Source organism: Bacillus sp. JZ34 (assembly GCF_053903205.1).
The window spans coordinates 190755-214490 of record NZ_CP096403.1; the positions used below are offsets into that span (position 1 = coordinate 190755).

The 23736-nt window shown below is 46.3% G+C and carries 20 protein-coding genes and 1 riboswitch; of the genes, 11 read left to right on the top strand and 9 right to left on the bottom strand.

The features are described from left to right. Window positions 1-10 precede the first annotated feature (10 nt). From M1D90_RS00905 to M1D90_RS00915, 3 genes are all read right to left on the bottom strand, one after another. Window positions 11-1009 (bottom strand): glycosyltransferase family 2 protein, encoded by a 999-nt coding sequence (locus M1D90_RS00905; protein WP_145625394.1) that lies wholly within the window; start codon window positions 1007-1009, stop codon window positions 11-13. After that, the gene (locus M1D90_RS00910) at window positions 1009-3249 is read right to left on the bottom strand and encodes a glycosyltransferase family 39 protein (RefSeq protein WP_145625392.1); all 2241 of its coding nucleotides are present in this window, start codon (window positions 3247-3249) and stop codon (window positions 1009-1011) included. The genes M1D90_RS00905 and M1D90_RS00910 overlap by 1 nt, the downstream gene beginning before the upstream one ends. Window positions 3250-3388: 139 nt before the next feature. Next, entirely contained in the window at window positions 3389-4519 is a 1131-nt protein-coding gene (locus M1D90_RS00915; protein WP_023856917.1) for a 5-methyltetrahydropteroyltriglutamate--homocysteine S-methyltransferase, read from the bottom strand. Window positions 4520-4592: 73 nt separating this feature from the next. Further along, a riboswitch (SAM riboswitch) is annotated at window positions 4593-4702 on the bottom strand. A 318-nt stretch (window positions 4703-5020) separates the two neighbouring features. On the opposite strand from M1D90_RS00915, the gene M1D90_RS00920 reads away from it, so the two are divergent. Then, window positions 5021-5704: a DUF3298 and DUF4163 domain-containing protein gene (locus tag M1D90_RS00920; protein WP_145625390.1), complete on the top strand. Its 684-nt coding sequence runs from the start codon at window positions 5021-5023 to the stop codon at window positions 5702-5704. A 98-nt stretch (window positions 5705-5802) separates the two neighbouring features. Here the strand turns inward: M1D90_RS00920 and M1D90_RS00925 are convergent, their stop codons facing one another. Continuing rightward, window positions 5803-6333, bottom strand: a complete 531-nt coding sequence (locus M1D90_RS00925; protein WP_145625389.1) for a chorismate--pyruvate lyase family protein — start codon at window positions 6331-6333, stop codon at window positions 5803-5805. A gap of 196 nt (window positions 6334-6529) precedes the next feature. Then, window positions 6530-7504, bottom strand: a complete 975-nt coding sequence (locus M1D90_RS00930) for a LacI family DNA-binding transcriptional regulator (RefSeq protein WP_020453480.1) — start codon at window positions 7502-7504, stop codon at window positions 6530-6532. A gap of 233 nt (window positions 7505-7737) precedes the next feature. Between M1D90_RS00930 and M1D90_RS00935 the strand changes: the two genes are divergently transcribed. Genes M1D90_RS00935 through M1D90_RS00955 form a run of 5 tightly spaced genes read left to right on the top strand, consistent with a single transcriptional unit; the run spans window position 7738 to window position 13594 of the window. After that, window positions 7738-9036 carry an ABC transporter substrate-binding protein gene (locus tag M1D90_RS00935; protein WP_145625387.1) on the top strand — a complete coding sequence of 433 codons (1299 nt, stop codon included), beginning with the start codon at window positions 7738-7740 and terminating at the stop codon, window positions 9034-9036. An 11-nt stretch (window positions 9037-9047) separates the two neighbouring features. Then, on the top strand, window positions 9048-9986 hold the full coding sequence (locus tag M1D90_RS00940; protein ID WP_456283076.1) for a carbohydrate ABC transporter permease: 939 nt from the start codon (window positions 9048-9050) through the stop codon (window positions 9984-9986). After that, window positions 9983-10831 carry a carbohydrate ABC transporter permease gene (locus M1D90_RS00945; protein WP_025810565.1) on the top strand — a complete coding sequence of 283 codons (849 nt, stop codon included), beginning with the start codon at window positions 9983-9985 and terminating at the stop codon, window positions 10829-10831. The genes M1D90_RS00940 and M1D90_RS00945 overlap by 4 nt, the downstream gene beginning before the upstream one ends. A 34-nt stretch (window positions 10832-10865) precedes the next feature. Then, window positions 10866-12101, top strand: a complete 1236-nt coding sequence (locus M1D90_RS00950) for an MFS transporter (RefSeq protein ID WP_025810566.1) — start codon at window positions 10866-10868, stop codon at window positions 12099-12101. A gap of 14 nt (window positions 12102-12115) precedes the next feature. Then, window positions 12116-13594 carry a glycoside hydrolase family 32 protein gene (locus M1D90_RS00955; protein WP_106070938.1) on the top strand — a complete coding sequence of 493 codons (1479 nt, stop codon included), beginning with the start codon at window positions 12116-12118 and terminating at the stop codon, window positions 13592-13594. A 138-nt stretch (window positions 13595-13732) separates the two neighbouring features. Here M1D90_RS00955 and pepT read toward each other — a convergent pair whose 3' ends face one another. Continuing rightward, window positions 13733-14965 (bottom strand): peptidase T, encoded by a 1233-nt coding sequence (pepT, locus tag M1D90_RS00960; protein WP_456283077.1) that lies wholly within the window; start codon window positions 14963-14965, stop codon window positions 13733-13735. 139 nt (window positions 14966-15104) lie between these two features. Between pepT and M1D90_RS00965 the strand changes: the two genes are divergently transcribed. The 5 genes from M1D90_RS00965 to M1D90_RS00985 all read left to right on the top strand — a co-directional run bounded on the left by M1D90_RS00965 (window position 15105) and on the right by M1D90_RS00985 (window position 20480). Further along, window positions 15105-15518, top strand: coding sequence for a hypothetical protein (locus M1D90_RS00965; RefSeq protein WP_020453473.1), 414 nt, complete (start codon window positions 15105-15107; stop codon window positions 15516-15518). Window positions 15519-15613: 95 nt separating this feature from the next. Next, window positions 15614-16183 carry a sigma-70 family RNA polymerase sigma factor gene (locus tag M1D90_RS00970; RefSeq protein ID WP_075212865.1) on the top strand — a complete coding sequence of 190 codons (570 nt, stop codon included), beginning with the start codon at window positions 15614-15616 and terminating at the stop codon, window positions 16181-16183. Further along, window positions 16153-17544 (top strand): DUF4179 domain-containing protein, encoded by a 1392-nt coding sequence (locus M1D90_RS00975; RefSeq protein ID WP_456283078.1) that lies wholly within the window; start codon window positions 16153-16155, stop codon window positions 17542-17544. The genes M1D90_RS00970 and M1D90_RS00975 overlap by 31 nt, the downstream gene beginning before the upstream one ends. A gap of 156 nt (window positions 17545-17700) precedes the next feature. Further along, window positions 17701-19020: a PTS sugar transporter subunit IIC gene (locus M1D90_RS00980; RefSeq protein ID WP_020453470.1), complete on the top strand. Its 1320-nt coding sequence runs from the start codon at window positions 17701-17703 to the stop codon at window positions 19018-19020. Between the two features lie 23 nt (window positions 19021-19043). Continuing rightward, window positions 19044-20480 carry a glycoside hydrolase family 1 protein gene (locus M1D90_RS00985; RefSeq protein WP_456283079.1) on the top strand — a complete coding sequence of 479 codons (1437 nt, stop codon included), beginning with the start codon at window positions 19044-19046 and terminating at the stop codon, window positions 20478-20480. 54 nt (window positions 20481-20534) lie between these two features. Here M1D90_RS00985 and M1D90_RS00990 read toward each other — a convergent pair whose 3' ends face one another. The 3 genes from M1D90_RS00990 to arcD all read right to left on the bottom strand — a co-directional run bounded on the left by M1D90_RS00990 (window position 20535) and on the right by arcD (window position 23700). Further along, a complete protein-coding gene (locus M1D90_RS00990) occupies window positions 20535-21212 on the bottom strand; it encodes a Crp/Fnr family transcriptional regulator (protein ID WP_020453468.1) in 678 nt (225 codons plus the stop codon). Window positions 21213-21321: 109 nt separating this feature from the next. Further along, on the bottom strand, window positions 21322-22272 hold the full coding sequence (gene arcC / locus M1D90_RS00995) for a carbamate kinase (RefSeq protein ID WP_020453467.1): 951 nt from the start codon (window positions 22270-22272) through the stop codon (window positions 21322-21324). A gap of 21 nt (window positions 22273-22293) precedes the next feature. Further along, window positions 22294-23700, bottom strand: coding sequence for an arginine-ornithine antiporter (gene arcD, locus M1D90_RS01000; protein WP_020453466.1), 1407 nt, complete (start codon window positions 23698-23700; stop codon window positions 22294-22296). Window positions 23701-23736: the final 36 nt, after the last annotated feature.

The following is a 23736-nucleotide window of genomic DNA, read 5'->3' on the forward strand; positions in this document are numbered from 1 at the left end:
CTCTTATCTTCTACATGATATGGCGCTGCGGAGCTGCCGCCCGCCGCTGTTCTTCAAATCCGTATTTGCCGTCAATGATATATAGCGGCCTGTCTTTCACTTCGTCATAAATGCGGCCGATGTATTCGCCGATCGCTCCGAGGATGATCAGGATAAAGCCGCTGAACAAGCATTGCAGAATGATCATCGAAGACCACCCGGTAATGGTGCTTGTCGTAAACAGCTTCATGCAGATGACGATGAAGGCATATATAAAACCGACCGCTGACAGCGCGATTCCTGAGTAGCTTGCCAGTTTCAGCGGCTGAAAGGAAAATGAAGTGATGCCGTCGAGCGAGAGCTTCAGCATTTTTTTGAGAGGGTACTTTGTTTCCCCTGCAAGCCGTTCGTGGCGCTCGTAATAGACGGCGGTCTGCTTGAACCCGAGCCAGCTGACAAGGCCGCGGACGAACGGATTTTTTTCTTTCAGCTTGTTCATTTCATTGACCACCTTCCGGTCCATGAGCCGGAAGTCTCCCGTATCCACCGGGATATCAACGTCTGTGAGTTTTCTTAAAATACGGTAGAACATGGCGGCCGTTTGCTTTTTGAAAAATGTTTCTCCTTCCCGCTTTGTGCGGACGGCGTATACAACGTCAAAGCCTTGGCGCCACTTTTCCGCCATTTCCAAAATCAATTCGGGAGGATCCTGCAAATCGGCATCGATCACCACGATCGCTTCGCCGGCAGCATAGTCGGTACCGGCCGTAATGGCGATCTGATGACCGAAATTTCTTGAGAAATTGATGCATTTTACTGCCGGGTCTGACTGAGCAAGCGACTTCAGCATGTGAATGCTGTCATCGCTTGAACCGTCGTTTACAAAAATCAGTTCATAAGGGTCGCCTGTCGAGTCCATGACGGTTTTTAATCGGTCATAGGTGCTTTGAAGCACTTCCGCTTCGTTGTAGACAGGGACTACGATTGAAAATGTGACTTGTCTCTGCATATTCATCACCTTTCCTTTCATCAATCAAGCTCCACTTTATAAAGCGTCTGATTTCCGCCAGGTCCGCCTGACTGGGAATCGTTATCTGAAGAAGAGCTGCTGTATTCGTTTTTTGAAATTTCTTTTCCGTTTTCTTTAATCCAGTTAGTGATTTCTGAGTTGTCTTGGCCTCGACCGTCGCCGATCATGAAGTACTTGACTTCGCCGTTTTTGACGAGCTTCTCAAGTTTTTCAACCGTCAAAATCGGGTCGCTTCCAGAGAATCCGCCCATCGCCATGACAGCTTTACCTGTTTTGATGATGTAAGATTGAGCAGACGTTGCGCTGGAGACCGCAAATAAATATTTTTCACCCGTGTTGTTCTTTTCAAGGTAGCTCAACAGTTCTTCATCGACTGATTCGCCGCTTCCAGGGCTGCCGCCGCTTGGTCCGCCTTGTTGACGGCCGCTTGCGCCTTCGCCGTTCTGATTTTGGCTGTTTTGGCCGGAACCGGTATCAGTTGAAGAATCATTGCTGTTTGAACCAGGACCGAAGCCAGGTCCGTTATTGTTGTTTTGATCACTGTCTGTTTGACCGTCTTGGCTGCCGAATCTGGGAGGTCCGCTGCCGTTGTTATTCTGCATCTTCCCTCCGCCACCGCCGCCAAATGATTGTGCGGATTTAGGTCCGGCCTGCGGAATCATGCCGTTTACACCGTCAGCGAGCGTTGCTGTTGTCCAATAGAAAGGTCCGATCAGCATGCCGAGCAGCGCTGCAAGTGATACATAGTAGCTGAATGACTTTCCTTTTTTGAAAAAGATGAGAAGGCAGCTTGTGACAATGCCAAAAGCGCCGATCAATATGCTCCAGACGATGCCGATTTCGCTGAGATAAGGACTCAAAATATACAATTCAAATGCGGTTGTCAGCAAAATTCCGATCGGCAGAAGCTGTTTTTTCCAGCCGCTTTCCTCCTGATAGAGGCGAACGAGCGCTATCCAGCCTGCACCTGATAAAGCGGCAATCGGTGCTGCCAGCATGATCAGATAGTAATGGTGGAAGAATCCTGCGACGCTGAAGAATGCAGCGACTGGCAGAAGCCACATCATCCAGAAAATCGTTTCAGTCGTTATTTCATTGAATTTGGGTTGACCGCGAAGGCCCGTGATCAGCAAACCGATGATGCCGAAGAGTACAAACGGGATGAGCCAGCTTGCCTGTCCGGAAAGCTCGGATTGGAATAGTCTGAGAGGGCCGGGGTTTCCTGTGCCAAACATGCCGCTCGTGCCGCCGCCGGGACCTCCGCCGCCGCTTTGAACATCACCCTGCTGGCCGTCCGGTCCGCCTGAAGGCATCTCGCCCCCGCTCGGCGGAGCCATTTGTCCATTTGTCGAGTCTGAGTTGTTTTCGGTATCGCCGCTTTGCTGCTGCGGCATTTTCTGCTGCTGGTTCTTTTGATTTTGATCAGATGAGGAGGTTCCGCCCCCGCCAGCACCGTTTTGGCCTGTGAGACGCTGGATGCCGTTGTAGCCAAACGCCAGCTCAAGGACAGAGTTGGTCTGGCTGCTTCCAATATAAGGGCGCGAACTCTCCGGCTGACTATCGACGACTACCGCCCAGGAAACGGAAACGCCTGCCAGAACGATCAAGGCTGTGATAAGAGACACAATTTTTTTGCGAATCGTCGTTTTTGCTGCAATCATGTAAAACAGCAGGAATGCCGGTAATACCATGTATGCTTGCAGCATTTTGACGTTAAAGCCGACGCCGACCATACAGAATGCGCCGAGCAGCCAGCCGATTTTTCCTTTCCGGACTGCTTTAAACAACATCCAGGTTGCAATCATCAAACAAAGGGTGAGAATGCTGTCGACGTTGTTTGTATGGCTGACCGCAACGGCAATCGGCGTACACGCCATAATAAGAGCTGAAATTCTGGCCGCCGTTTTGCCAAAAGTAGGTTTTACAATAAAGTACAACAGTGCTACGGAAATCACTTCGGCAATCGCTTCAGGAAGAACGACGCTCCAGCCGTGCACGCCGAACACAAGTGCAAAAAGTGTCTGAATCCAGAGTGCAACCGGCGGTTTATCAACTGTTACAAAGCCTGCTGGATCAAATGATGCGTAAAAAAAGTTATGAAAACTTTGGGTCATACTTTCAACGGCCGCCGTATAGTAGGCGTTGTCTGTGTCACTATTCCAGATGCCGTACAAGTTTAAAGCTGCAGATAATACAAGAATGAAGACCAGGAATATATCGATTTTCCTTTTCTTAATCATTGTTCGATCACCTCACTAAAGAGCATTATAGAAGCCAAATATGATCAAACTATGAACAAATCAAGAAGGAATTTTAAATTGTATAGAGGGGCAAAAAAAAGAGACATGCCGTCAGGAGGCATGTCTCAAATATGAGGTGTTATTTCCATACGTCTTCTGCGATCTCGACGACATGACGCAGTTTTTCCCATTGCTGCTCTTCTGTCAGGAGATTGCCTTCTTCTGTGGAGGCAAAGCCGCACTGCGGGCTTAGGCACAATTGGTTCAGGTCGACGAAGCGAGCTGCTTCGTCGATGCGCCGCTTAATATCATCCGGGTTTTCAAGCTCTCCGAATTTTGATGTGATCAGGCCGAGGACGATCTGCAAGTCTTTCCGTTTGACATAGCGAAGCGGTTCGAAGCCGCCGGAGCGCTCGTCATCAAATTCAAGGAAAAGTCCGTCTAAATTGAGTCCGTCGAAAATCGTTTCTGCAGCCGCATCGTAGCCGCCTTCCGCCACCCATGTTGACTGGAAGTTGCCGCGGCAGATGTGCATGGTGACCGTCAAATCGTCCGGGCGTCCTTCAACTGCTTCATTAATCGTGTTGGCGAAGGACTGGCGCAGTTCATCAGGCTGGCGGCCGAAGGCTTTGATCTGCTCATGTCCTTTGTCTGAGAAAAATACCGACCAGGCCGTGTCATCCAGTTGCAAATAGCGGCAGCCGGCATCGTAAAATGCGCGGATCGCTTTTTTGTAAGCCTGCGCGACATCGTGATGGAACTCATCCAGATCCTCGTACGGGCTTTCTCCAAGTTTTCCTCTGAAAAACAGCATATTCGGGCTCGGAATCGTCATTTTCGGCGTATGTGTGCCCGCAATATCATGAAGAAATTTATAATCTTCCAGCATCGGATGGTTTGTAAAATCGACTTTGCTTGTTACTTTGATTCCGCGCGGCTTCGTTTCAACATTATGAAATTGAATGCCCTTGTCCGCTGTATATCCTTCTACGCCGTCAAGCCCTTCAAGAAAATCGAAATGCCACCATGACCTGCGGAATTCCCCGTCAGTAACGGCTTTAAGGCCAATTTCTTTTTGCTTTTCGACAATGCGCTTGATCTCTTCGTTTTCGACTTCGCGCAGTTGTTCAGCGCTAATTTCACCGTTCGCTTTTTGAATACGCGCTTTTTTTACGGGCGCAGACCTTAAAAGACTCCCCACCTGATCAGCTCTGTACGGTCCGATTTTTTTCCCAGGCGTTTGCTTCAGTACATCGGTTGATTGTGTCATGCTTCATCCCTCTTTCTTTATAGACATAAAAAAGCTCTTCCCGATAAGGAAGAGCTTGATATATTCAATCTCCTCCTTATCTTCAAGAGCACGAACATGCTCTTAAGGATTTAGCACCATTCTGTCATAGACAGCGGTTGCCGGGTTTCACAGGGCCAGTCCCTCCACCACTCTTGATAAGGAAAACCTTTTTATGCAATTTTTTAATAATTTTAATATTAATACTTTTTATAAAAATGTCAATGGGTTTAAAAAAACTATTTGGTTTTTCATTTTCTTCTTCTGCGGTTAAACCGGAGGGCGTATCGAATCAGCGTAAGAATTTTTTGTCAAGACAGTCTTTCAAATGGTCAACAAGGTGCTGAACGAACAGGGTGAATTAGAATATTTTTCAATTTTTATCTCCGAAAATAGAAACTTTCTCGCGAGTTTACCGGTCTATCATGTGTACCTGATTTCAAAATGGGTATGATAAACAATGACAGATTAAGGAGGGTTCTTATGAACAAAAAAACAGTGTTTAAAGCGTTAGGTATGCTGATAACAGGGGTATTGTTTTTTGCGCTGTACGGTGCGGCCGCACTTCCTTCTGCACACGCGGCAAATGAAAAAAAGCCGACGGTCACGAGCCATACTTACAAAAACATTAAGGCTTTGAAATACCCGCAGGTTGCAAATGTAAGCAGCAAATCTCTCCAAAATAGGATCAACAAAGATTTTAAACGTTATATTGAGCAGTCCTACAAAGATTATGTAAAAAACAAGAAAGACGGCCAACAGCACGGATACCAAACAGATTATCAAACGTCCTTTGAAGTGAAATACTGGACCGGCCAAAAGCTGAGCATTCTGACAAGTAATTACGTCTACTCCGGCGGAGCGCACGGAAATACGGCAGTCCGCTCTTTCAACTATGACCTTGCCTCTAAAAAGCGGGTGTATTTATCAGATATCTTAAATACAAAATCGAAAATGGATAAGACAAAAACATACATTTACGACTATATTCAAAAACACAGCGACATTTTCTTCCCGGATGTGAAGAAGAAAGACATCGTCCTTGGTAAAAACACGGCTTTTTATTACACAAAAGACGGCATTGCGATCGTCTTCCAGCAATACGATGTCGCTCCTTATGCTGCCGGAAATCCGGTCGTTGCCGTGCCGAAAACGGTGTATCAATAAATAACAGCCCCTGTTTCGCAGGGGTTTTTGTTTTGAGGGAAGAAGGAATGGGGAGGTTATGGAAGCCTTTTCATGAAGTGGCAGCTGACGGGCATGATTCAGCCCGCAGTCCGTTCGCAGATTTTTTCTAAATCGAATAGCTCGCAGACATAGAACATGCACTGCCGGCCGCTGATAATCTGATATTTTTTAAAAGCATATGTCCGGTCTGCTGAAACAGGTACATGTTGTGTGAAATGTTTTCCCAGGCAGTCGCCCGTACTGAAAATTTCACGCCTTGACTCCAGTTCTGCAATGATTTTCCCGATGGGAAGCCTTTCTGCCTGCAAATCTTGTTTGATGGCGGGCGGCAGTAAGTTTGTTTTAACATAGACATAATTATAAGATAAATAATCATCGCCTGTTTTCAAAGAGGAAGTTCTAAACAAGATGTCATCATCGCGTTGAAACAGCCTCGCTTCTTCAGGTGACAGCTTGTCATAATCAATATTATTTTGCTGAAAAACTTCGATTTCGGCTTTGCCACCGATCAGCGTTTCAATCGCTTTGGTTGTTGAACCATCGGTTTTGGTTAACATGTCTTTTACAATAGCAACTAGAGTTTCAGGAAAAAAGTGGCTTACGCTCAATGAAAGGCACCCCCGTACCAAAATTAGAATTTTTTGAAAACTTGTCTTTAAATTTATCATGTGGAGATGCGTTTGTCTAGAAAAATAAGTTAAATTTTAGGTTAGTAATGTAAATTTTATATTTTTAACAATTGGATAGATCAGGATATGTATGGAAAAAGGAGACGTCAATGTCTCCTTTTTTTGTGCGATTCATTTAAGTCGTCTCTCCTTCTAAAAGCTGTACGGGCAAATAGGTTTCCAGCGGTAAATCATCGAATTCGCCTTCGATGGCTTTGGACAAAATCTCGATGGCCGTCTTGGAAATGAGTTCAATCGGCTGCTGGATGGTTGTCAATTCCGGGAGGATGGACTGAACGGCTTCCGTTCCGTCGTAGCCGATCACCTTTAATTGCCCGGGAATGTCTTTTCCGCGTTTTTTTGCTTCGGTGATGACTGTAGCGGCCATGAGGTCATCGCTGGCAAAAATGCCGTCAGCCGCAGGCTGTTCATCAAACAGTTTTGAGATGATTTCCCGGTAATTTTGATGAAAGGGAACCTCATATGTAATCGGCTGCCTTCCGTGTTGTCGCATCACATCTTCATATGCTTTTCGTCTAAGATTTGCCGGTGTTTTCAGCTCAATTGGTCCGTTGAGATGGATGATGTGCCGGCAGCCTTTTGCAATTAACAGTTCTGTCGCTTTTCTTCCTCCGTCATAGTTATTGGAGCCGATGACGGGAATCGTTTCCGATAAGTAATGATCGATGGCGACAATCGGCAGGTTTTGCCGATGATAGTTTAAGATTCCCCTGTTGTAGGTCACGGCGATGACGCCGTCCACTTGATTTCGCATCAGCATTTCCAAGTATTTTTCTTCTTTGTCTTTGCGGTTCAAGCTGTTGCAAAGCAGCAGTTTGTAGCCCATGGCAGCGCAGATGCTCTCAATATGAAAGGCCAGTTCGCCGAAAAACGGGTTGCTGGAGTTAGGGATGATGAGCCCTATTAAATGAGTTCGTTTACGAAATAAAGAGCGGGCCAAATCGTTTGGAAAGTAATTGATTTCTTCCATCGCTTTATAGACTTTTTCTTTTGTTTTTTCACTAATATAGCCGCGGTTATTTAATACCCGTGATACGGTTGTTGGTGAAACTCCCGCTTTTTTTGCAACGTCGTGAATGCTAGGCTTCATTCCCTTTTCCCCCTGCTAGTTTACTGAAATGGCTTACAATTCTCGTCACGCACTTATTTTAGAGAATCGGACTGATATGTGCAAGAAAATGCCATGATTCTGAGAAATGTACCGGGATGAATAATTGGGGAAAAAATATGTCAACCGGTTGACATGTAAAACCGGTTGACATACAATTCACTTGAAAGCGCTTTTATCTGTTGATTTATGAAAAATGGGGGGAAGTGACAAAGATGAAAAGGTGGCTCTTCGGAATTTTTTCATTGTTACTGATGTTTGCGATGTGGGGCTGCAGCAATAGCAAAAGTGCAAATAGCCAAGATGGGAAAACGCTTACGATGTGGGTGCACGTATCTGATGATAGTGAAGAAGGAAAGGTCTATCAAAAGCGGGTGGACGCTTTTAATAAAAAGTATGCCTCTGAAAATGTCAAGGCCAAAGTTGATTTCATTCCCAGAAGCGGAAACGGTGGCGGATATGAAGACAAAGTGAACGCGGCGCTGACAACGAACACCCTGCCGGATGTGATCACTTTGGACGGACCGAATACGGCGGCTTATGCGAAATCAGGCGTAATTGCGCCATTGGATGAGTATATCAAAGACCAGGACGATTTATTGCCGAGCATTAAGCAACAGGGAACCTACCAAGGGAAACTGTATGCGATCGGCGTCAGCGAATCGTCGGTCGGTATTTACTATAACAAAAAAATGCTGAAGGACGCCGGCGTTGATTTGAAAACGCTGCCAACGGTTGAGAATCCATGGACGTGGGACGAATTCCTTGAGCTTTGCAAAAAGCTGAAAAATAAATATGACAAACCGGCCATCGATATGCAGTTGCAGTCAAAAGACGAAATGCTGACCTATGCGCTATTGCCATTTGTTTGGTCGGCTGGCGGTGATGTCCTTTCAAAAGACGGCAAGAAGTCGGAGGGTGTTTTTAACGACAAACCGACCGCTGCAGCGATGACATTTATTCAAACAATGCTGAAGGAGGGTTACACGACCCGGACTCCGGTTAAGCATGCGTTTGAAACGGAAAAATATCCGATGAAAATGAGCGGTGTCTGGACGGTAACCGACATGGAAACAAATTTCCCTAATGTCGATTATGGGGTGATGCCGTATCCTGTTTCGCCAAAAACAAAAAAGCTTGTGTCCCCTTCAGGAAGCTGGCAGTATGCCATGACACAGACGTCTGAAAACAAGGAATGGTCGGCAAAATTGGTCGATTGGATGACAAACAAGGAATCCAACCTGGAATTGAGCCGTTCGATCGCCGCGCTGCCTGTGCGCTATTCATCAGAGAAAGTGCTGGCAAAAGAATTCTCAGATGAAATGAATGTCTTCTTGCAGCAGCTGAAAGAAACGGGGCACGCCCGACCGGTGACACCGGCATATCCGCAGGTGACACGCGCATTTCAGCAAGCGATCGATGACATCAGCTTCTTTGATCAGCATCAGGATATTCAATCGGTGCTGGATACGCGTGCAAAAGAAATGCAATCAGCCATCGATAAGGCTAACTAGAAGGTGGAACCATGAATAAAATTCCGTTGAAAGAAGCAGGGACGGCCTTTCCGCTGAAAAAAATCCCGGCCAATAAAATAGGGTGGCGGGACAATGTGCTGGCCTATACATTTTTAGGTCCGTCCTTGCTGATTTTGTCAGTGTTTCTCGTGATTCCTTCGATTATGGCGGTTTACTACGCATTTACAGATTATTATTTGTTAACACCTGACATGCGCAAGTTTGTCGGTTTTGACAACTTTATCAAATTGTTCAAAGACCCTATTTTCTTGAAAAGTTTGAGCAACACATTGAAATTTGTTGTCCTTGTGATTCCGTTGCAGATCGGGGCCGCTCTCGGGTTGGCCCTTCTGTTGAATAAAAAGCGCAAGGCCAATACGTTTTTCAAAGTCGCATACTTTAGCCCCGTCGTCATGTCGCTTGTTGTCATCTCCGTTTTGTGGCTGTACTTGCTGAATCCGAATGAAGGAATGATCAATAACGTACTGACGCATGTCGGTTTACCGCCACAGCCGTTTTTGACAAGTCCTGAACAGGCGATCTTTACAATTGTTTTCGTTTCAGTCTGGCAGGGAGCGGGATTTCAGATGCTGATTTTTTTAGCGGGCCTGCAAAACATTCCCGGAGATGTCTACGAGGCGGCGCAATTGGATGGTATGAATAAATGGCAGCGGTTTATTTATATTACATTGCCTTTGTTGAAACCGACGTCGATTTTTATCTTTATTACAACGCTGATCAGTGCGTTTAAGCTCCTCGTGCAGCCAATGGTCATGACCCAGGGGGGACCGGTCAATTCAACGATGACAGTTGTCTATTATATTTATCAAACGGGATTTACCGATCGGATGGTCGGCTATGCAAGTTCAATTGCGCTCTTGTTTGGCACGATAATTGGATTGGTGACGCTTGCGCAGCGCAAGCTGGTGAAGGAGGATGAAGGCGGATGAGAAGGAAATTCGGGCCTTTGACGATTCTGGAATATATATGCCTTGTTTTGCTGGCGGTTCTGTTTATATTTCCGCTGATTTGGATGGTTGCTTCATCGATGAAACCGGAAGCCGATATTTACAACAATATCAGCAGCATTCAAGCGTTTCTCCCGTCTTTTCATCCGTCGGAATGGTTTCAATCCTACAGGGAGGTGCTGTCACGGTTTGATTTACTAATGTATATCGGTAACAGTCTGTTTTACGGTTTGTGTGTGGCGGTGGGAGCGGTCATTATCAACGGAATGGCGGGCTTCGCATTCGCCAAGCTGCAATTCACAGGTAAAAAAGTGCTGTTTACCATATTGCTGGCGCTTTTAATCGTGCCGATGGAAACGATTTTAATCTCGCAGTTTACAATTGTTCATAAGCTCGGACTTGTTGATACGCGCCTTGCCGTGATTTTGCCGGCGCTTGCCGGGGCTTTCAATATTTATTTGTTCCGAAACTTTTTCATGGCGATCCCGGGGGAGATGATTGAGTCGGCCAAGCTGGACGGAGCCAATACATGGCAGATTTTCTGGCGGGTGATGCTGCCGATGTCGAAACCGGCTGTTGCTACTGTGGGGACATTGGCTTTTATCGGCAGCTGGAATGACTATATTTGGCCGCTGATGGTTTTGACGGATAAGTCGAAATTTCCGATCCAGGTGGCGATTACAGCCATCAACAGCACCGAGCCGGTTTATACGAACCAGGTAATGGCAGTCCTGACGATTTCCACGATTCCGCTGATTCTGATCTACATTGTAGCCCAACGCTACATTTTAGATGGCCTCGGCGGTTCAGGGACAGGCATCAAATAGATGTATCCAAATCGGGTTAAAGGAGCAAATGAAAATGAAAAGCTCAAACAGTCTGTATTGGAAACTAAGCGCTTATTTTTTCTTTTTCTTTTTTACTTGGTCTTCCAGCTATTCTTTATTTGCGATTTGGTTAGGGCAAGAAATCAATTTGAACGGGTCCGCGACAGGCATTATCTTTTCTGTAAACGCTATCTTTACTTTGTGCATGCAGCCTTTGTACGGTTTTATCTCTGATAAGCTCGGTCTGAAGAAAAACATATTATTTATGATCAGCTTGCTTCTCGTATTTACGGGTCCCTTTTATATTTTCGTCTACGGACCGCTTTTGCAATACAATGTCTTTCTCGGGGCTATCGTCGGCGGAATTTATTTGGGAACTGCTTTTCTCGCCGGAATCGGCGCGATTGAAACCTTTATTGAAAAGGTCAGCCGCAAATATCACTTTGAATATGGAAGAACAAGGATGTGGGGATCCCTCGGCTGGGCTGCGGCGACATTTTTTGCAGGTCAGCTGTTCAATATCGACCCGAATATCAACTTCTGGGTTGCTTCCGTTTCAGCAGTCATATTGGTAGCCATTATTGTTTCCGTAAAAATTGAGATGACAGATGATGAAAAGGAAAGGGCAGACTCGGTCGGATTAAAAGACGTGGGAGGGCTTTTTCTCTTAAAAGATTTCTGGTTTTTGATGTTGTACGTGATCGGCGTAACTTGCGTATACGGCGTCTATGACCAGCAGTTCCCGCTTTACTACGCTTCCTTATTTCCGACTCCGGCTCTGGGGAACCAAATATTTGGATACCTTAACTCATTCCAAGTATTCATTGAAGCGGGCATGATGTTTCTTGCGCCTTTCATCGTCAATAAGCTTGGTCCTAAAAAAAGTTTGATTTTAGCGGGGCTGTTAATGGCTTTCCGCATTATCGGCTCCGGACTTGTCAGCGGACCGGTCGGAATTTCATCGATGAAACTCATTCATGCTGTAGAATTGCCGATTATGCTGATTGCGGTGTTTAAATATTTGGCGACTAATTTTGATAATCGTCTTTCATCCGTACTTTATCTTGTCGGCTTTCAATTCGCATCCCAGGTAGGCACGTCGATTTTTTCGCCGCTTGCGGGAGGCTTATACGACAGCATCGGATTTCGCCAAACTTATCTCATCATGGGAGCAATGGTCCTTTGTTTCACCATTATTTCGATTTTTACCTTGCTAGACTCAAAGAAAGACGTTGAATTTGCTCAAAGTCTACAAAGAAAGCATATATAGAAAGGGTGTCACAGATGAATAGAATTCACCAGGCAGAAGAAGCATTGAAGAAAGCCGGAAAAAAAGTGAATCACCGATACCGAATGGGCTATCACATGATGCCCCGGGCAAACTGGATAAATGATCCAAACGGACTGATTCAATATAAAGGGGAGTATCATGTCTTTTATCAACATCATCCGTATGATGAGAATTGGGGGCCGATGCATTGGGGCCATTTGAAGAGCAGGGATCTTATTCACTGGGAACACTTGCCGATCGCTTTAGCCCCTGGCGATGCATTTGATGAGAGCGGCTGCTTCTCAGGAAGCGCAGTCGAATATAACGGCGACCTTGCTTTAATCTATACAGGGCATAATATGATAGATGAAGAGAAAGACGATTTCTATCAAAATCAGAATATAGCAGTCAGCAAAGATGGTATCACCTTTGAAAAACTGAAAGAAAACCCTGTCATCGCAGAGCCGCCGGAAGACAGCTCCCGCCACTTTCGCGATCCGAAAGTATGGAGGCATGGTGAGACCTGGTATATGGTGATCGGAAACGCCTCAAAAGAAAATGTCGGTCGGGTCATTTTATATCGCTCGCCTAACTTTGTAGATTGGGAATATGCAGGCGTCCTCGCCCAAAGCGACGGGAATCTCGGCTTTATGTGGGAATGTCCGGATTTCTTTGAATTAGACGGCAAACACATTTTGCTGATTTCCCCTCAGGGTATAGAGGCGGATGGTGATTCATATCAGAATCTGTATCAAACAGGCTATTTGATTGGAGATTATGATGAAGACACGAATGAGTTTGTACATGGCTCCTTTAAGGAATTGGACCATGGCCATGACTTTTATGCCGTGCAAACTTTGTTGGATGACAAAGGGCGCAGAATTGCGATTGGCTGGATGGATATGTGGGAGTCAGAGATGCCGACGAAAGCGGACGGATGGTGCGGGGCTTTAACTTTGCCGCGTGAATTGACGTTGAAGGATGATCACAAAATTTTAATGAATCCGGTTGAGGAGACTCAATTACTTCGTGAATCGGAACATCATGAATGTGCCAATCAATCGATTTCCGGCAGCTATTTAATAAAGACAGCCGAAAAGCTTCTTGAAGTGGTGGCCGTTTTTGATTTGACAATTTGCAGTGCCGAAACGGTTGGCTTAAAGATTCGGGGGATTGAACAGGAAGAGACAATCATCCAGTACAGCTTGGTTGATCAAAAGCTGACGCTCGACTGTTCAAAGTCCGGCAAAGCGCGGGACGGTGTGAGAAATGTACGGCTTGAAGCGGAGGAGAAGCTCACCTTGCATCTGTTTCTTGACAGATCGTCTATTGAAGTATTTGCAAACCATGGTGAAGCGACAATGACCAGCCGCATATATCCCAAAGAAGGAAGAGCCGGGATTGAGCTGTTTTCTGAGAAAGGCAATGTACGGGTCGAAGAGTTCACTTACTGGACGTTGAAAGATATTTGGAAAGGCGATGAAGCCGAATGAGCAGAATTTTTTGCATCGGTGAGACGTTAATCGGCTTTAACCCGAAACATGTTCTTATATCGGCAAAGCGCAGATAAAGATTGATCTGACAAAAAAGCGGCTGTCGTGTCTTGCAGCCGCTTTCCGCTTTTTTTCATATTACGCTCTTTCTTCAAACAGCTTCACAATTTCCACGATGACATTCGCGGCTTTTACCATATTGTCGGCGGAAATATACTCGTATTTTCCGTGAAAGTTTTCCCCGCCTGTAAAAATGTTCGGACAAGGAAGCCCCATGTATGAGAGCTGGGAGCCGTCTGTACCGCCGCGGATCGGTTTCACAACCGGCTCGATGTCCAGATTTTTCATCGCTTCATAGGCAATGTCGACAATCTCTTTGACCGGTTCGATTTTTTCCCTCATGTTGTAATATTGATCATTCATGTCCATTGTGATGCTGTTTTCGCCGTATTTGGCTTTAAGGTCGTTTGCAATTTTTTGGACGGTTTCTTTTCTCTCGTTAAATCGGTCTCTGTCAAAATCCCTGATGATATAGGAGAGAGTGGTTTCAGAGACATCGCCCTTGATCGAAAGCAGATGGTAGAAGCCTTCATAACCTTCAGTAAATTCAGGAGCTTCGTTTTCCGGAAGTCCGGCGTGAAACTGCATCGCGATTTTGGCGGCATTGACCATTTTTCCTTTTGCTGTGCCGGGGTGGACGTTCGTTCCTTTACAAGTGATTTTCGCGGCTGCAGCATTGAAGCTTTCGTACTGCAGTTCGCCGAGCGGTCCGCCGTCAACCGTATACGCGAATGTGGCGTTGAACGCCTCTACGTCAAACTTGTGGGGCCCTCTGCCGATCTCTTCATCAGGCGTAAAAGCGACTCTGATCTTCCCGTGTTTGATTTCGGGGTGCGCAATTAAATATTCGATTGCCGTCATGATTTCAGAGATTCCCGCTTTATTATCGGCGCCGAGCAAAGTCGTTCCGTCGGTAGTGATCAATGTATGTCCCGCATAATCTGCAAGCTCTGGAAATTCCTTGGGCGATAAGACGACATTGAGAGATTCATTCAGCACAATGTCCTTTCCGTCGTATTGTTCGATAATCTGCGGATTGACGTTCTTTCCGGTAAAATCTGTTGCTGTATCCACATGAGCCAGGAAGCCGATCGTCGGCACCTCTTTTTCCGTATTCGAAGGAAGCGTCGCCATCACATAGCCGTTTTCATCGATTGTGACGTCCTTCATGCCGATCTCTTTCAGCTCTTCAACAAGCATATTGGCGAGCGTCAGCTGCCCGGGAGTGGAAGGCGTCGTCTGACTGTTTTCGTTTGACTGCGTATCCACTTTCGCATAAGAAATGAGACGTTCAATCAGTTTGTTCTTCATGTTTCCTTCATCTCCAATTGTTGGTTTTATGTTTATCTTATCATTCATGGCGGGCGAATCGAAAACTTTTATTCCTGTATAGGAAAATTTAGTATAATATAGTTCTAAAGGATCATCACAATTGTAAGGGAGTATCACAATGGCTAAAGGTTATACAAATGAAGGAACAAAATGGGAGTTTGCACATTCTTTCTGGCTTGTGTTCACATGGGTTCCTTTTGGATTTTTAAGCTGGTTTGCATTTATTTATATCGCAGCGCGAACGAAACAAAGAAAATGGTTATTTGCCGGGATCGGATATGCAGCGGCTGTTTTATTCGCTGCTTTTACAGCCAGAACGTTCCTTTTCGATTTGGCTATGAAAGCCTTGCTTATCGTTTGGATCATCTCAATCATTCATGCTTTCAAAACAAGGGCCGAATATTTGGTTCGGCTTGAAGCCGTCTATCGAATCAAACGATCAAGTATGAATGAACTGAGGGAAGAGCTTAAATATGAACAGGAACCGCACGGCCAAACCGGAACTTCTAAAGTGACGCTGACAAAGAAGTAAATAGAATCCGCTATTTTCGATGAAATAGCGGATTTTTTTAATGCAGAGAAAAAATTCCGTCCTTTTGAAACTTTTCTCATCCATTCTCTTCTCTAATGTTTGAAGGAGGCGCAACAGTGAAGCAAATCAGATTAGTTAAGAAAGCTGTCGCAGGCAATGCCAAAGCTTTTGAAATGCTGTTTCAAAAGCACAGCGATCAGCTTTACAGAACAGCTTACATATATGTGCGAAATAAGGAGGACGCGTTAGATATCGTACAGGAGACGGCGTACAAGGCATTTTTATCGATTGCCCAGCTGAGGAATCCCGAATACTTTTTGACATGGCTGACGAAAATCCTCATTCATCATGCATATGCCTTATTGGACAAGAAAAAGAAAGTGGTTTTAATGGACAGGCCGCTGCAGGATGAGAGCCAGGAGCAGGAGATGGATGCGGACGACAGAATGGAGATGCTTGAAGCCGTTCAGCGGTTGCGAAAAGAATATCAAACCGCCATCATTCTATTTTATTATCACGACCTGCCGATACATGATATCGCCGAGGTGATGAATGCTCCTGAAGGAACCGTTAAGACCTATTTGAAAAGAGCGAAGTTTGAATTAAAACAACTACTGACTGGGGGAGAAGACGCATGGACAAACAATGGTTCAAAAACGAAGTAAACAAGATCAATGTTCCTACAAAAGAAATCCGCGAATCAATCGATAAAGGCATCAATCGGGCCAAGCGGGAAAAAAGGTTTCGGCCGAAGCACGCCGTGAAACGAACCGTTTTTGTTTCAGGCGCGGCCGCTGTGCTCCTTCTCGGCAGCGGCTTCGTTTCCCCAGCGATGCAAAGCGTGTTGGCTGACGTCCCGCTGTTTGGGAAAGCGTATCAACAATTCCATGACTATGTCGGTCAAAACTTGGTGGCGGGCCAGCTTGTCACTGAACTGAACGAGAAAGCGTCCAGCAACAACATAGACGTGACGGCGACAAGCGTTTATTTTGACGGCGGAATCATCGGTATGACGTTTAAGGTGAAAAGTGATACAAGAAAAGATTTGGATGATGGAGCGCGAATGATTCATTTCACATTATTTAATGGCGAGCGCAAATGGGCGATCGCTTCTCAAGGAGACATAAAGAAAACAGAGGATGGCTATACTGGCTACATTCAAATGGGCTATCCAGACAAACATATTCCCGATAAACTGACACTCCCGGTTACGATCACAGATATTAACGGAATCAGAGGGAAATGGAAGTTCGACATTCCGGTTGATAAACTGCCGTATAAAACGCTCCACGTAACCAAAAACAATACACAATCGGCTGATGGCCATAAGCTCGCCGTAAAAACGGTAATTCTCGGAAAAGAATCCACTGTCATCGACTATGAAGTATCCAATTCAGAGGAACATCCAAACGATCGTACATCAATTATAAAAGTGACAGATGATAAAGGAAACGAAATCCCTCATATAAGCGGAGGGCAGCGGACGACAGACAGTACAAAGAAAGGAAACAAGGTTCGTCACGAAGAAAGGCTGATCCTTGAAAAAGTGAATAAAGGAACAAAATACCTCAAGATTGAGGCGAGCAGCAGTATGGGCGATTCCGAAAAAACGCTGCCACTCACAAAAACGCCCGCCGTGCTGAGCGCTGACCGTCATGATTTCCAGATTGCCGTTGATCAGGTGAAACAAAACGGCAGCAAACTGTCTGTCGACTATCATTTGAAACATGTCGATCAATCTAAGATCGATATGGACAGCATGCAAAATTTTTTAGAAACGATGTCGCTGGTTGATTCGGCTTATAAAGGCTTTGACGAGGCGCCGGAGGGACACAGCGTCAAAGGTAATTTTACAAAAGTGCTAGATCCTGAAAAACTTCGATTCCGTTCAGACTTTACGTTAGATGGTGAATTTGGAGCGAAAAACTTCAGTCTTGACCAATATTCGCTTGATGTCGAGTTTGGTTATTTAAGTGCATTTTATTCTACACCGTTTAAGCCGATCAAAGTGCAATTGCCACAGTAAAATATATGACCCGCTGTTTCAGTGAAACGGCGGGTTGTCTGCTTTGATGGCCTCCCAACCTGAAAATTTCCTCTCCCAAAGGAAAAAATATGCACCGAAAAGAAAGCGTTTTCATTGTAAAGTAAAAGCAAACCACCAAAAAAAGGGGGAGAGTAAATGAGCAGGATGGCGAAGGTGACCGAGATGTTTGAGCGGGTCGCTTTTAAAATTACAAGCTTCAAATATATCATGGTCATTAAGTCGGCGTTTGTTACGCTGATGCCGGTCATCATTGCCGGGGCGTTTGCGGTTCTGATGCAGAATATGGTGATGAGCCCCGAGACGGGACTTGCGGTTTTCGAGCCTTTTCGGTTCTTGTCTGCGCTTGAGCCGATTATGGCCTCGATCAATTATGCGACGCTGAACTTTATTACGATCGGCGCAGTGTTTTTGATCGGGATTGAGCTCGGGAAGCTGAATGGGCATGAATCATTTTTTCCCGGCTTGATGGCGCTGATGTCCTATATCTCTGTCATTCCATCGACGGTGCTGTTGGAAGTGAACGGTTCGATGCAGGAAGTGGTTAATGTGCTGGCCAAGGAATTTACGGATCCGAAGTCGCTGTTTTTGGGGATGTTTATTTCGATTGTGTCTGTTGAAATCTTCAGCAAGCTTTCGAGCATGGACCGGCTCAAAATTAAAATGCCGGACAGCGTGCCGGCCAATGTCTCTGTCTCGTTCGGCACTTTATTTCCTTCGATTATTACGGTCACGATCATCGCCAGCTTCGGATTTGCTTTTCATCGGCTGACGGGCGTATACCTTCATGAAGCTGTGTACAATGTCGTGCAAAAACCGCTTGAGGGTGCGATTCAAGGCCTTCCCGGGATTTTGCTGCTAGTGTTTGTCGCACAGTTTTTCTGGGTCATCGGCATACACGGAAACCAGATGGTGAAGCCGATCAGGGAGCCTTTGCTGCTCGCTTCGATTACCGTCAATATGAATGCATACGCTGCCGGCGAATCGATTCCGAATATCATTACGATGCCGTTTTGGGATGTGTACATGAGCATCGGCGGATCCGGCGTCACGATCGGCCTGTTGATCGCGATTTTTATCGCGGGGAAACGGGAGGATTTGCGCAGCATTACAAAAATTTCGTTTGGTCCCGGCATCTTCAATATCAATGAACCGGTGATCTTCGGGGTTCCCGTCATGCTGAATCCGTTAATGGCGATTCCTTTTATTGTGACGCCGCTTGTGACGGGGGCGATCGGTTACATCGCGACAGCGGCGGGCTTTGCCGGAAAAGCCGTTGTCATGGTGCCGTGGACGACACCGCCGATTATCAACGCGTGGCTGTCGACAGGAGGAAGCCTCGGCGCCGTCGTCACACAAATCGTATGCATCATCGTCTCTGCCCTTATTTATCTTCCGTTTGTGATGTTGATGAATCGAAGCCTTACGGTCAATTCTGAAAAAAATGTTTCCATGTAAAGGCGTTGAAAGGGGCGAACGAAATGGCGAGACAAACGTGGAAGATTCCCGCCGATTTTATTCTCGGCGCAGCAGCGTCGGCGTGGCAGACAGAGGGGTGGGCCGGGAAGCGGCCGACACAGGATTCTTATTTGGATATGTGGTACAAGAATGACCCGCATGTATGGCATAACGGATACGGACCGGCTGTGGCAACCGATTTTTATAACCGCTATAAAGAGGATATTCATCATATGAAAGAGATCGGCTTGACACATTACCGGACATCGATTAACTGGTCCCGCTTTCTGATTGATTATGAAACAGCAGAAGTTGATGAAGTGTACGCAGGCTATATCGACGATGTCATCAATGAGCTGATTGCATCAGGTGTGGAACCGATGATTTGCCTTGAGCATTATGAGATTCCCGCAGTTTTGATGGAGAAATACGGAGGGTGGGGGTCTAAACATGTCATAGATTTATTTACGGCATACGCGGAAAAAGTGTTTGAACGGTATGGAGACAGGGTGAAATATTGGTTTACTTTTAATGAACCGATTGTCCCGCAAACCCGGATTTTCCTTGATGCAATTCGATATCCATATGAGCAGAACACGAAAAAATGGATGCAATGGAATTTTAATAAGGCATTGGCGACGGCGAAATGCGTCAGGCTTTTTCACGCCCGCAAGTCCGATTGCTTGGAAGGCGCCAAAATCGGCGTTATTTTGAATCCGGAGGTTACTTATGCGAGATCAAGCGCGCCTCATGACCAAAAAGCGGCCCGCATCTATGATTTGTTTTTTAACAGGGTTTTTTTGGATCCGAGCATCAAAGGCGCCTATCCCGATGAATTGATAGAGCTCTTGGTTAAACACGATATTCTGTTTGACCATGATGAGGCGGAGCTTGACATCATCAAACAGCATACGGTAGATTTTGCCGGCATTAACCTTTATTACCCCCGCCGTGTAAAAGCTCCGTCAAGACAGTGGAATGACTCAACGCCATTTCATCCCGCTTATTACTATGAATACTTTGAGCTGCCCGGCAGAAAAATGAACCCATTCAGAGGATGGGAGATCTATCCCCAAATTGTCTATGATATGGCGATGAGACTCAAACATGAGTACGGAAATATCGAATGGCTGATTGCGGAAAACGGGATGGGCGTCGAACATGAGGAGCGTTTTAAAAATGAAGAAGGTGTTATTCAGGATGACTACAGAATCGATTTTATTTCGGCCCATTTGCGAGAGGCAATGAAAGGGATCGCAGACGGTGCAAACTGCAAAGGCTATATGCTTTGGGCGTTCACGGACAACGTCTCTCCGATGAACGCCTTTAAAAACCGCTACGGCCTTGTTGAGATCCGATTGGAGGACAACCGCAGCAGGGCGCTGAAAAAATCGGCTTACTTTTATCGGGATATCATCAAAAACAGACAGTTTGAAACAGAGGAATTCCGGTATAAATAAAGGCGGCGGGGGGAATCATCCCGCTTGTCGCCGGGATGATTTCTCATATATGATCTACATAAAATACTCCGGCCGGTTGATCATAATCTGCTTGTTCATTTGACTGATCACGCCTTCGCAGCGGAGCTTTTTCAGGACGGCGCTGACGGTTTCGCGGGATGTCCCTGAGATTTTGGCAATTTCAGCAGCGGTGATCGGACAGTTGATGACGGTTGAATTGCTTTCTTTTTGACCGAGGCTTTCGGTTAAATAGTAAATGGCTTGTGTGACCCTGTCGTGTGCATGGGAGAGTGTAATGCGCTTCAGCCTTTCCTCGTGGAGGGCAAGAATGTCTGATAAATGATTGAGAATATCGTAAAGCAGGTTTTTGTTGTCCCGGACGAGATCTTCGAAGATGTTCATGGGTATATAGTAGAGTTCAATATCTGTTAAGGCTTCGGCGGCATAGTGATAATGCTCATCCCGAAACAAGCCTCCAAATGGAAAGAGGGTATGAGGACGTACATAGTCGGTATAAAACATGGATCCAGCTTCGTTTGATTTTTCGAGTTTGATAAAGCCGTCGAGAAGAAGGTACATTCGTTCCCGGGGGTCGTCTTCCATAAATAATATCTGGCCTTTATGGTAAGTGCGCCAATAGATAAACTGTTTCATATCTTCCAGATCTCTTTTATTCAGGGAAGCGAGAAGAGGAAACTTTTTCAGTTGATGTACGATGTCTTTGTTCTTCATATGGACCACCCTTATCGATTTTCTTATGTTGCGGCTATATAGTTTAAATTTTACTTGTTTTTGACGATTGGCAAAAGGAAGAACCCTCCCCGAGCCCTTCCTTTTGCTTTTAGGCTTGTTCGACAATCGTGCCGGCATTTCCTTGGAGAGCGTCTTTGGCTAATTTCAGGGATGTGATGACCGTTTTATTGCCTTTTTTGGCTTCGGCAAATTGGATGGCTGCTTTGACTTTTGGCAGCATGCTTCCTTCTGCAAATTGCTTTTCTTTTATATAACCTTTCAGTTCTTCGGTGGTGACGCGTTTCAGCGCGCGTTCTGTCGGCTTTAAATAATCGACGGCAACATAGTCGACACCTGTTAGAATGACCAGTTCGTCAGCCTGCACAAGTTCCGCCAGTTTGCAGGCGGCAAAGTCTTTGTCGATGACGGCGTCAATACCGGAGACGGCATCGCCGTTTTCAATGACGGGAACGCCTCCGCCGCCGGCCGCAATGACGATATGTCCGTGTTCGACAAGATCATTGATAACATCGTGTTCAAGGATCGATACCGGAGCCGGAGACGGTACGACCCGGCGCCAGCCTCTTCCGGCGTCTTCTTTAAAAACGAGGCCGCCGTTGCGGCTGTTCATCAGTTCTTTCGCTTCTTCTTCGCTGTAAAACGGACCGATCGGTTTTGTCGGGTTGCGGAATGCTTCATCATCGCCTCGGACGGCGACGCGGGTGATGACGGTTGCCGCATGTCCGCCTTTCCCTTTCGCATGCAGCGCCCGGTCAAGAGCATTTTGCAGCCAATAGCCGATCATTCCCTGGGTCATGGAAACACAAGTTTCAAGCGGCATGGCCGGTGTTTTCGGGGAATCCGCCTCTTTTTGCTGAATCATCAGGTTTCCGACCTGCGGGCCGTTTCCGTGCGTGACGATTAATTCGGCGCCGCTGTCGATCATATCCGCCAAATACATGGCGGTTTCTTCAAGCGCGCGCTTTTGCGCTTCTGCACTGGCATCTCCGGTTTGGATGGCATTACCGCCAAGTGCGACGACAATTTTTCTTTTTTTCATTTGATCATCACCTCTGTTTTGTTAAATTGAAATGCTTCCCGCAGCCAGCCTGATCACGGCGATGACAGCCAATACAAGAATCGCGGCGGCAATCAAAAGCTCGGCCTTATTGAAGACGGGGCCTTCTTTTCCTTTGCGGACAGCCCGGAATACGAGAATGCCGGGAGCGTATAAAATCATGGTCAAAAGCAGGTAATCAAGTCCTGCGGCATATACGAGCCAGACGCCGTAAATGCTTGCGATGATCCCGATGATGAGGTTCTTTCCCCGGTTAGGTTCTTTGTGCAGCCAGCTGTATTTAAGCTGATAAAGCCCGGAAAACAGATACGGGATCAAGATGGCCGAGGAAGCCAAGGAGAATGCAAATTGATAGGCCGCATCCGAAATGAGAAACGTCAGCAAAAACAGCTGGATAATGGCGTTTGTCAAAGTCAGCGCATTTGTCGGCGCGCCGTTTTTATTTTCTTTGCCGAACCATTTCGGGAAGACCCCTTCGCGCGCCGCGATCAGCGGGAGTTCGCCCGCGAATAATGTCCAGGCCAGCCAGGCGCCCAATACGGAAATGATTAATCCCAAGTTGATGAGCACAGCTCCCCATTTGCCGACGATATGCTCCATGATCGCGGCCATTGAAGGATTCGGAAGCCCGGCCAAGTTTTGCTGATTCATGACGCCGAGCGACAGCATCGTAATCATGACGTAAATCACAAGTACACTGATCAAGCCGATGACAGTCGCTTTGCCGACATCGCTTGATTTTTTGGCACGGCTTGAGAATAAGACGGCCCCTTCAATTCCGGTAAACACCCAGACGGTCACCAGCATCGTGCTCTTGACCTGTGTCCCGATGGAACCGAGCGACAGCCCTTTTCCCCAGAAATCGTTCGTAAATAAATCAAGATGAAACACAAAGATAATGGCGATAATGAAAGCAAAAATCGGTACCAGTTTTGAAATGGTCGTAATTAAGTTGATCATGGCAGCGGACTGTACGCCGCGCAGGATCAAAAAGTGCACGCACCAGAGGATTACGCTTGCACCGATAATCGATGCGACGTTTTGTCCGTCTCCAAACGCAGGGATGAAATATCCGACTGCGCTGAACAGCAGCGTTCCGTATGCGACATTGCCGAGAAGGGCTGCGAACCAGTACCCCCAGCCACTGTTAAATCCCATAAAATGGCCGAATCCTTCCCGCGCATAAGTGAAAATACCGCCGTCTAAATCAGGCCTTTTCGTGGTCAAGTTTTGGAAAGAGAAGGCCAAGGCAATCATGCCGACTCCGGTGATGATCCAGCCGATTAAAATGGCTCCCGCCCCCGCTCCTGAAGCCATGTCGCTTGCAAGGTTGAAGGCGCCCCCGCCGATCATCGATCCGATGACAAGCGCGATAAGTGCAAACAGCCCAAGTTTCTTTTCTTCCGCCATTTTTGTCACCTCATTCGGTTTAGAATGGAAAAGGGA

What these genes read in the sequence shown, in the direction of transcription:
- M1D90_RS00905 (WP_145625394.1), bottom strand. Translation starts at nt 1,009, where the DNA reads ATGAAAGGAAAGGTGATGAATATGCAGAGACAAGTCACATTTTCAATC.
- M1D90_RS00910 (WP_145625392.1), bottom strand. Translation starts at nt 3,249, where the DNA reads ATGATTAAGAAAAGGAAAATCGATATATTCCTGGTCTTCATTCTTGTA.
- M1D90_RS00915 (WP_023856917.1), bottom strand. Translation starts at nt 4,519, where the DNA reads ATGACACAATCAACCGATGTACTGAAGCAAACGCCTGGGAAAAAAATC.
- M1D90_RS00920 (WP_145625390.1), top strand. Translation starts at nt 5,021, where the DNA reads ATGAACAAAAAAACAGTGTTTAAAGCGTTAGGTATGCTGATAACAGGG.
- M1D90_RS00930 (WP_020453480.1), bottom strand. Translation starts at nt 7,504, where the DNA reads ATGAAGCCTAGCATTCACGACGTTGCAAAAAAAGCGGGAGTTTCACCA.
- M1D90_RS00935 (WP_145625387.1), top strand. Translation starts at nt 7,738, where the DNA reads ATGAAAAGGTGGCTCTTCGGAATTTTTTCATTGTTACTGATGTTTGCG.
- M1D90_RS00940 (WP_456283076.1), top strand. Translation starts at nt 9,048, where the DNA reads ATGAATAAAATTCCGTTGAAAGAAGCAGGGACGGCCTTTCCGCTGAAA.
- M1D90_RS00945 (WP_025810565.1), top strand. Translation starts at nt 9,983, where the DNA reads ATGAGAAGGAAATTCGGGCCTTTGACGATTCTGGAATATATATGCCTT.
- M1D90_RS00950 (WP_025810566.1), top strand. Translation starts at nt 10,866, where the DNA reads ATGAAAAGCTCAAACAGTCTGTATTGGAAACTAAGCGCTTATTTTTTC.
- M1D90_RS00955 (WP_106070938.1), top strand. Translation starts at nt 12,116, where the DNA reads ATGAATAGAATTCACCAGGCAGAAGAAGCATTGAAGAAAGCCGGAAAA.
- pepT (WP_456283077.1), bottom strand. Translation starts at nt 14,965, where the DNA reads ATGAAGAACAAACTGATTGAACGTCTCATTTCTTATGCGAAAGTGGAT.
- M1D90_RS00965 (WP_020453473.1), top strand. Translation starts at nt 15,105, where the DNA reads ATGGCTAAAGGTTATACAAATGAAGGAACAAAATGGGAGTTTGCACAT.
- M1D90_RS00970 (WP_075212865.1), top strand. Translation starts at nt 15,614, where the DNA reads ATGTTTGAAGGAGGCGCAACAGTGAAGCAAATCAGATTAGTTAAGAAA.
- M1D90_RS00975 (WP_456283078.1), top strand. Translation starts at nt 16,153, where the DNA reads ATGGACAAACAATGGTTCAAAAACGAAGTAAACAAGATCAATGTTCCT.
- M1D90_RS00980 (WP_020453470.1), top strand. Translation starts at nt 17,701, where the DNA reads ATGAGCAGGATGGCGAAGGTGACCGAGATGTTTGAGCGGGTCGCTTTT.
- M1D90_RS00985 (WP_456283079.1), top strand. Translation starts at nt 19,044, where the DNA reads ATGGCGAGACAAACGTGGAAGATTCCCGCCGATTTTATTCTCGGCGCA.
- M1D90_RS00990 (WP_020453468.1), bottom strand. Translation starts at nt 21,212, where the DNA reads ATGAAGAACAAAGACATCGTACATCAACTGAAAAAGTTTCCTCTTCTC.
- arcC (WP_020453467.1), bottom strand. Translation starts at nt 22,272, where the DNA reads ATGAAAAAAAGAAAAATTGTCGTCGCACTTGGCGGTAATGCCATCCAA.
- arcD (WP_020453466.1), bottom strand. Translation starts at nt 23,700, where the DNA reads ATGGCGGAAGAAAAGAAACTTGGGCTGTTTGCACTTATCGCGCTTGTC.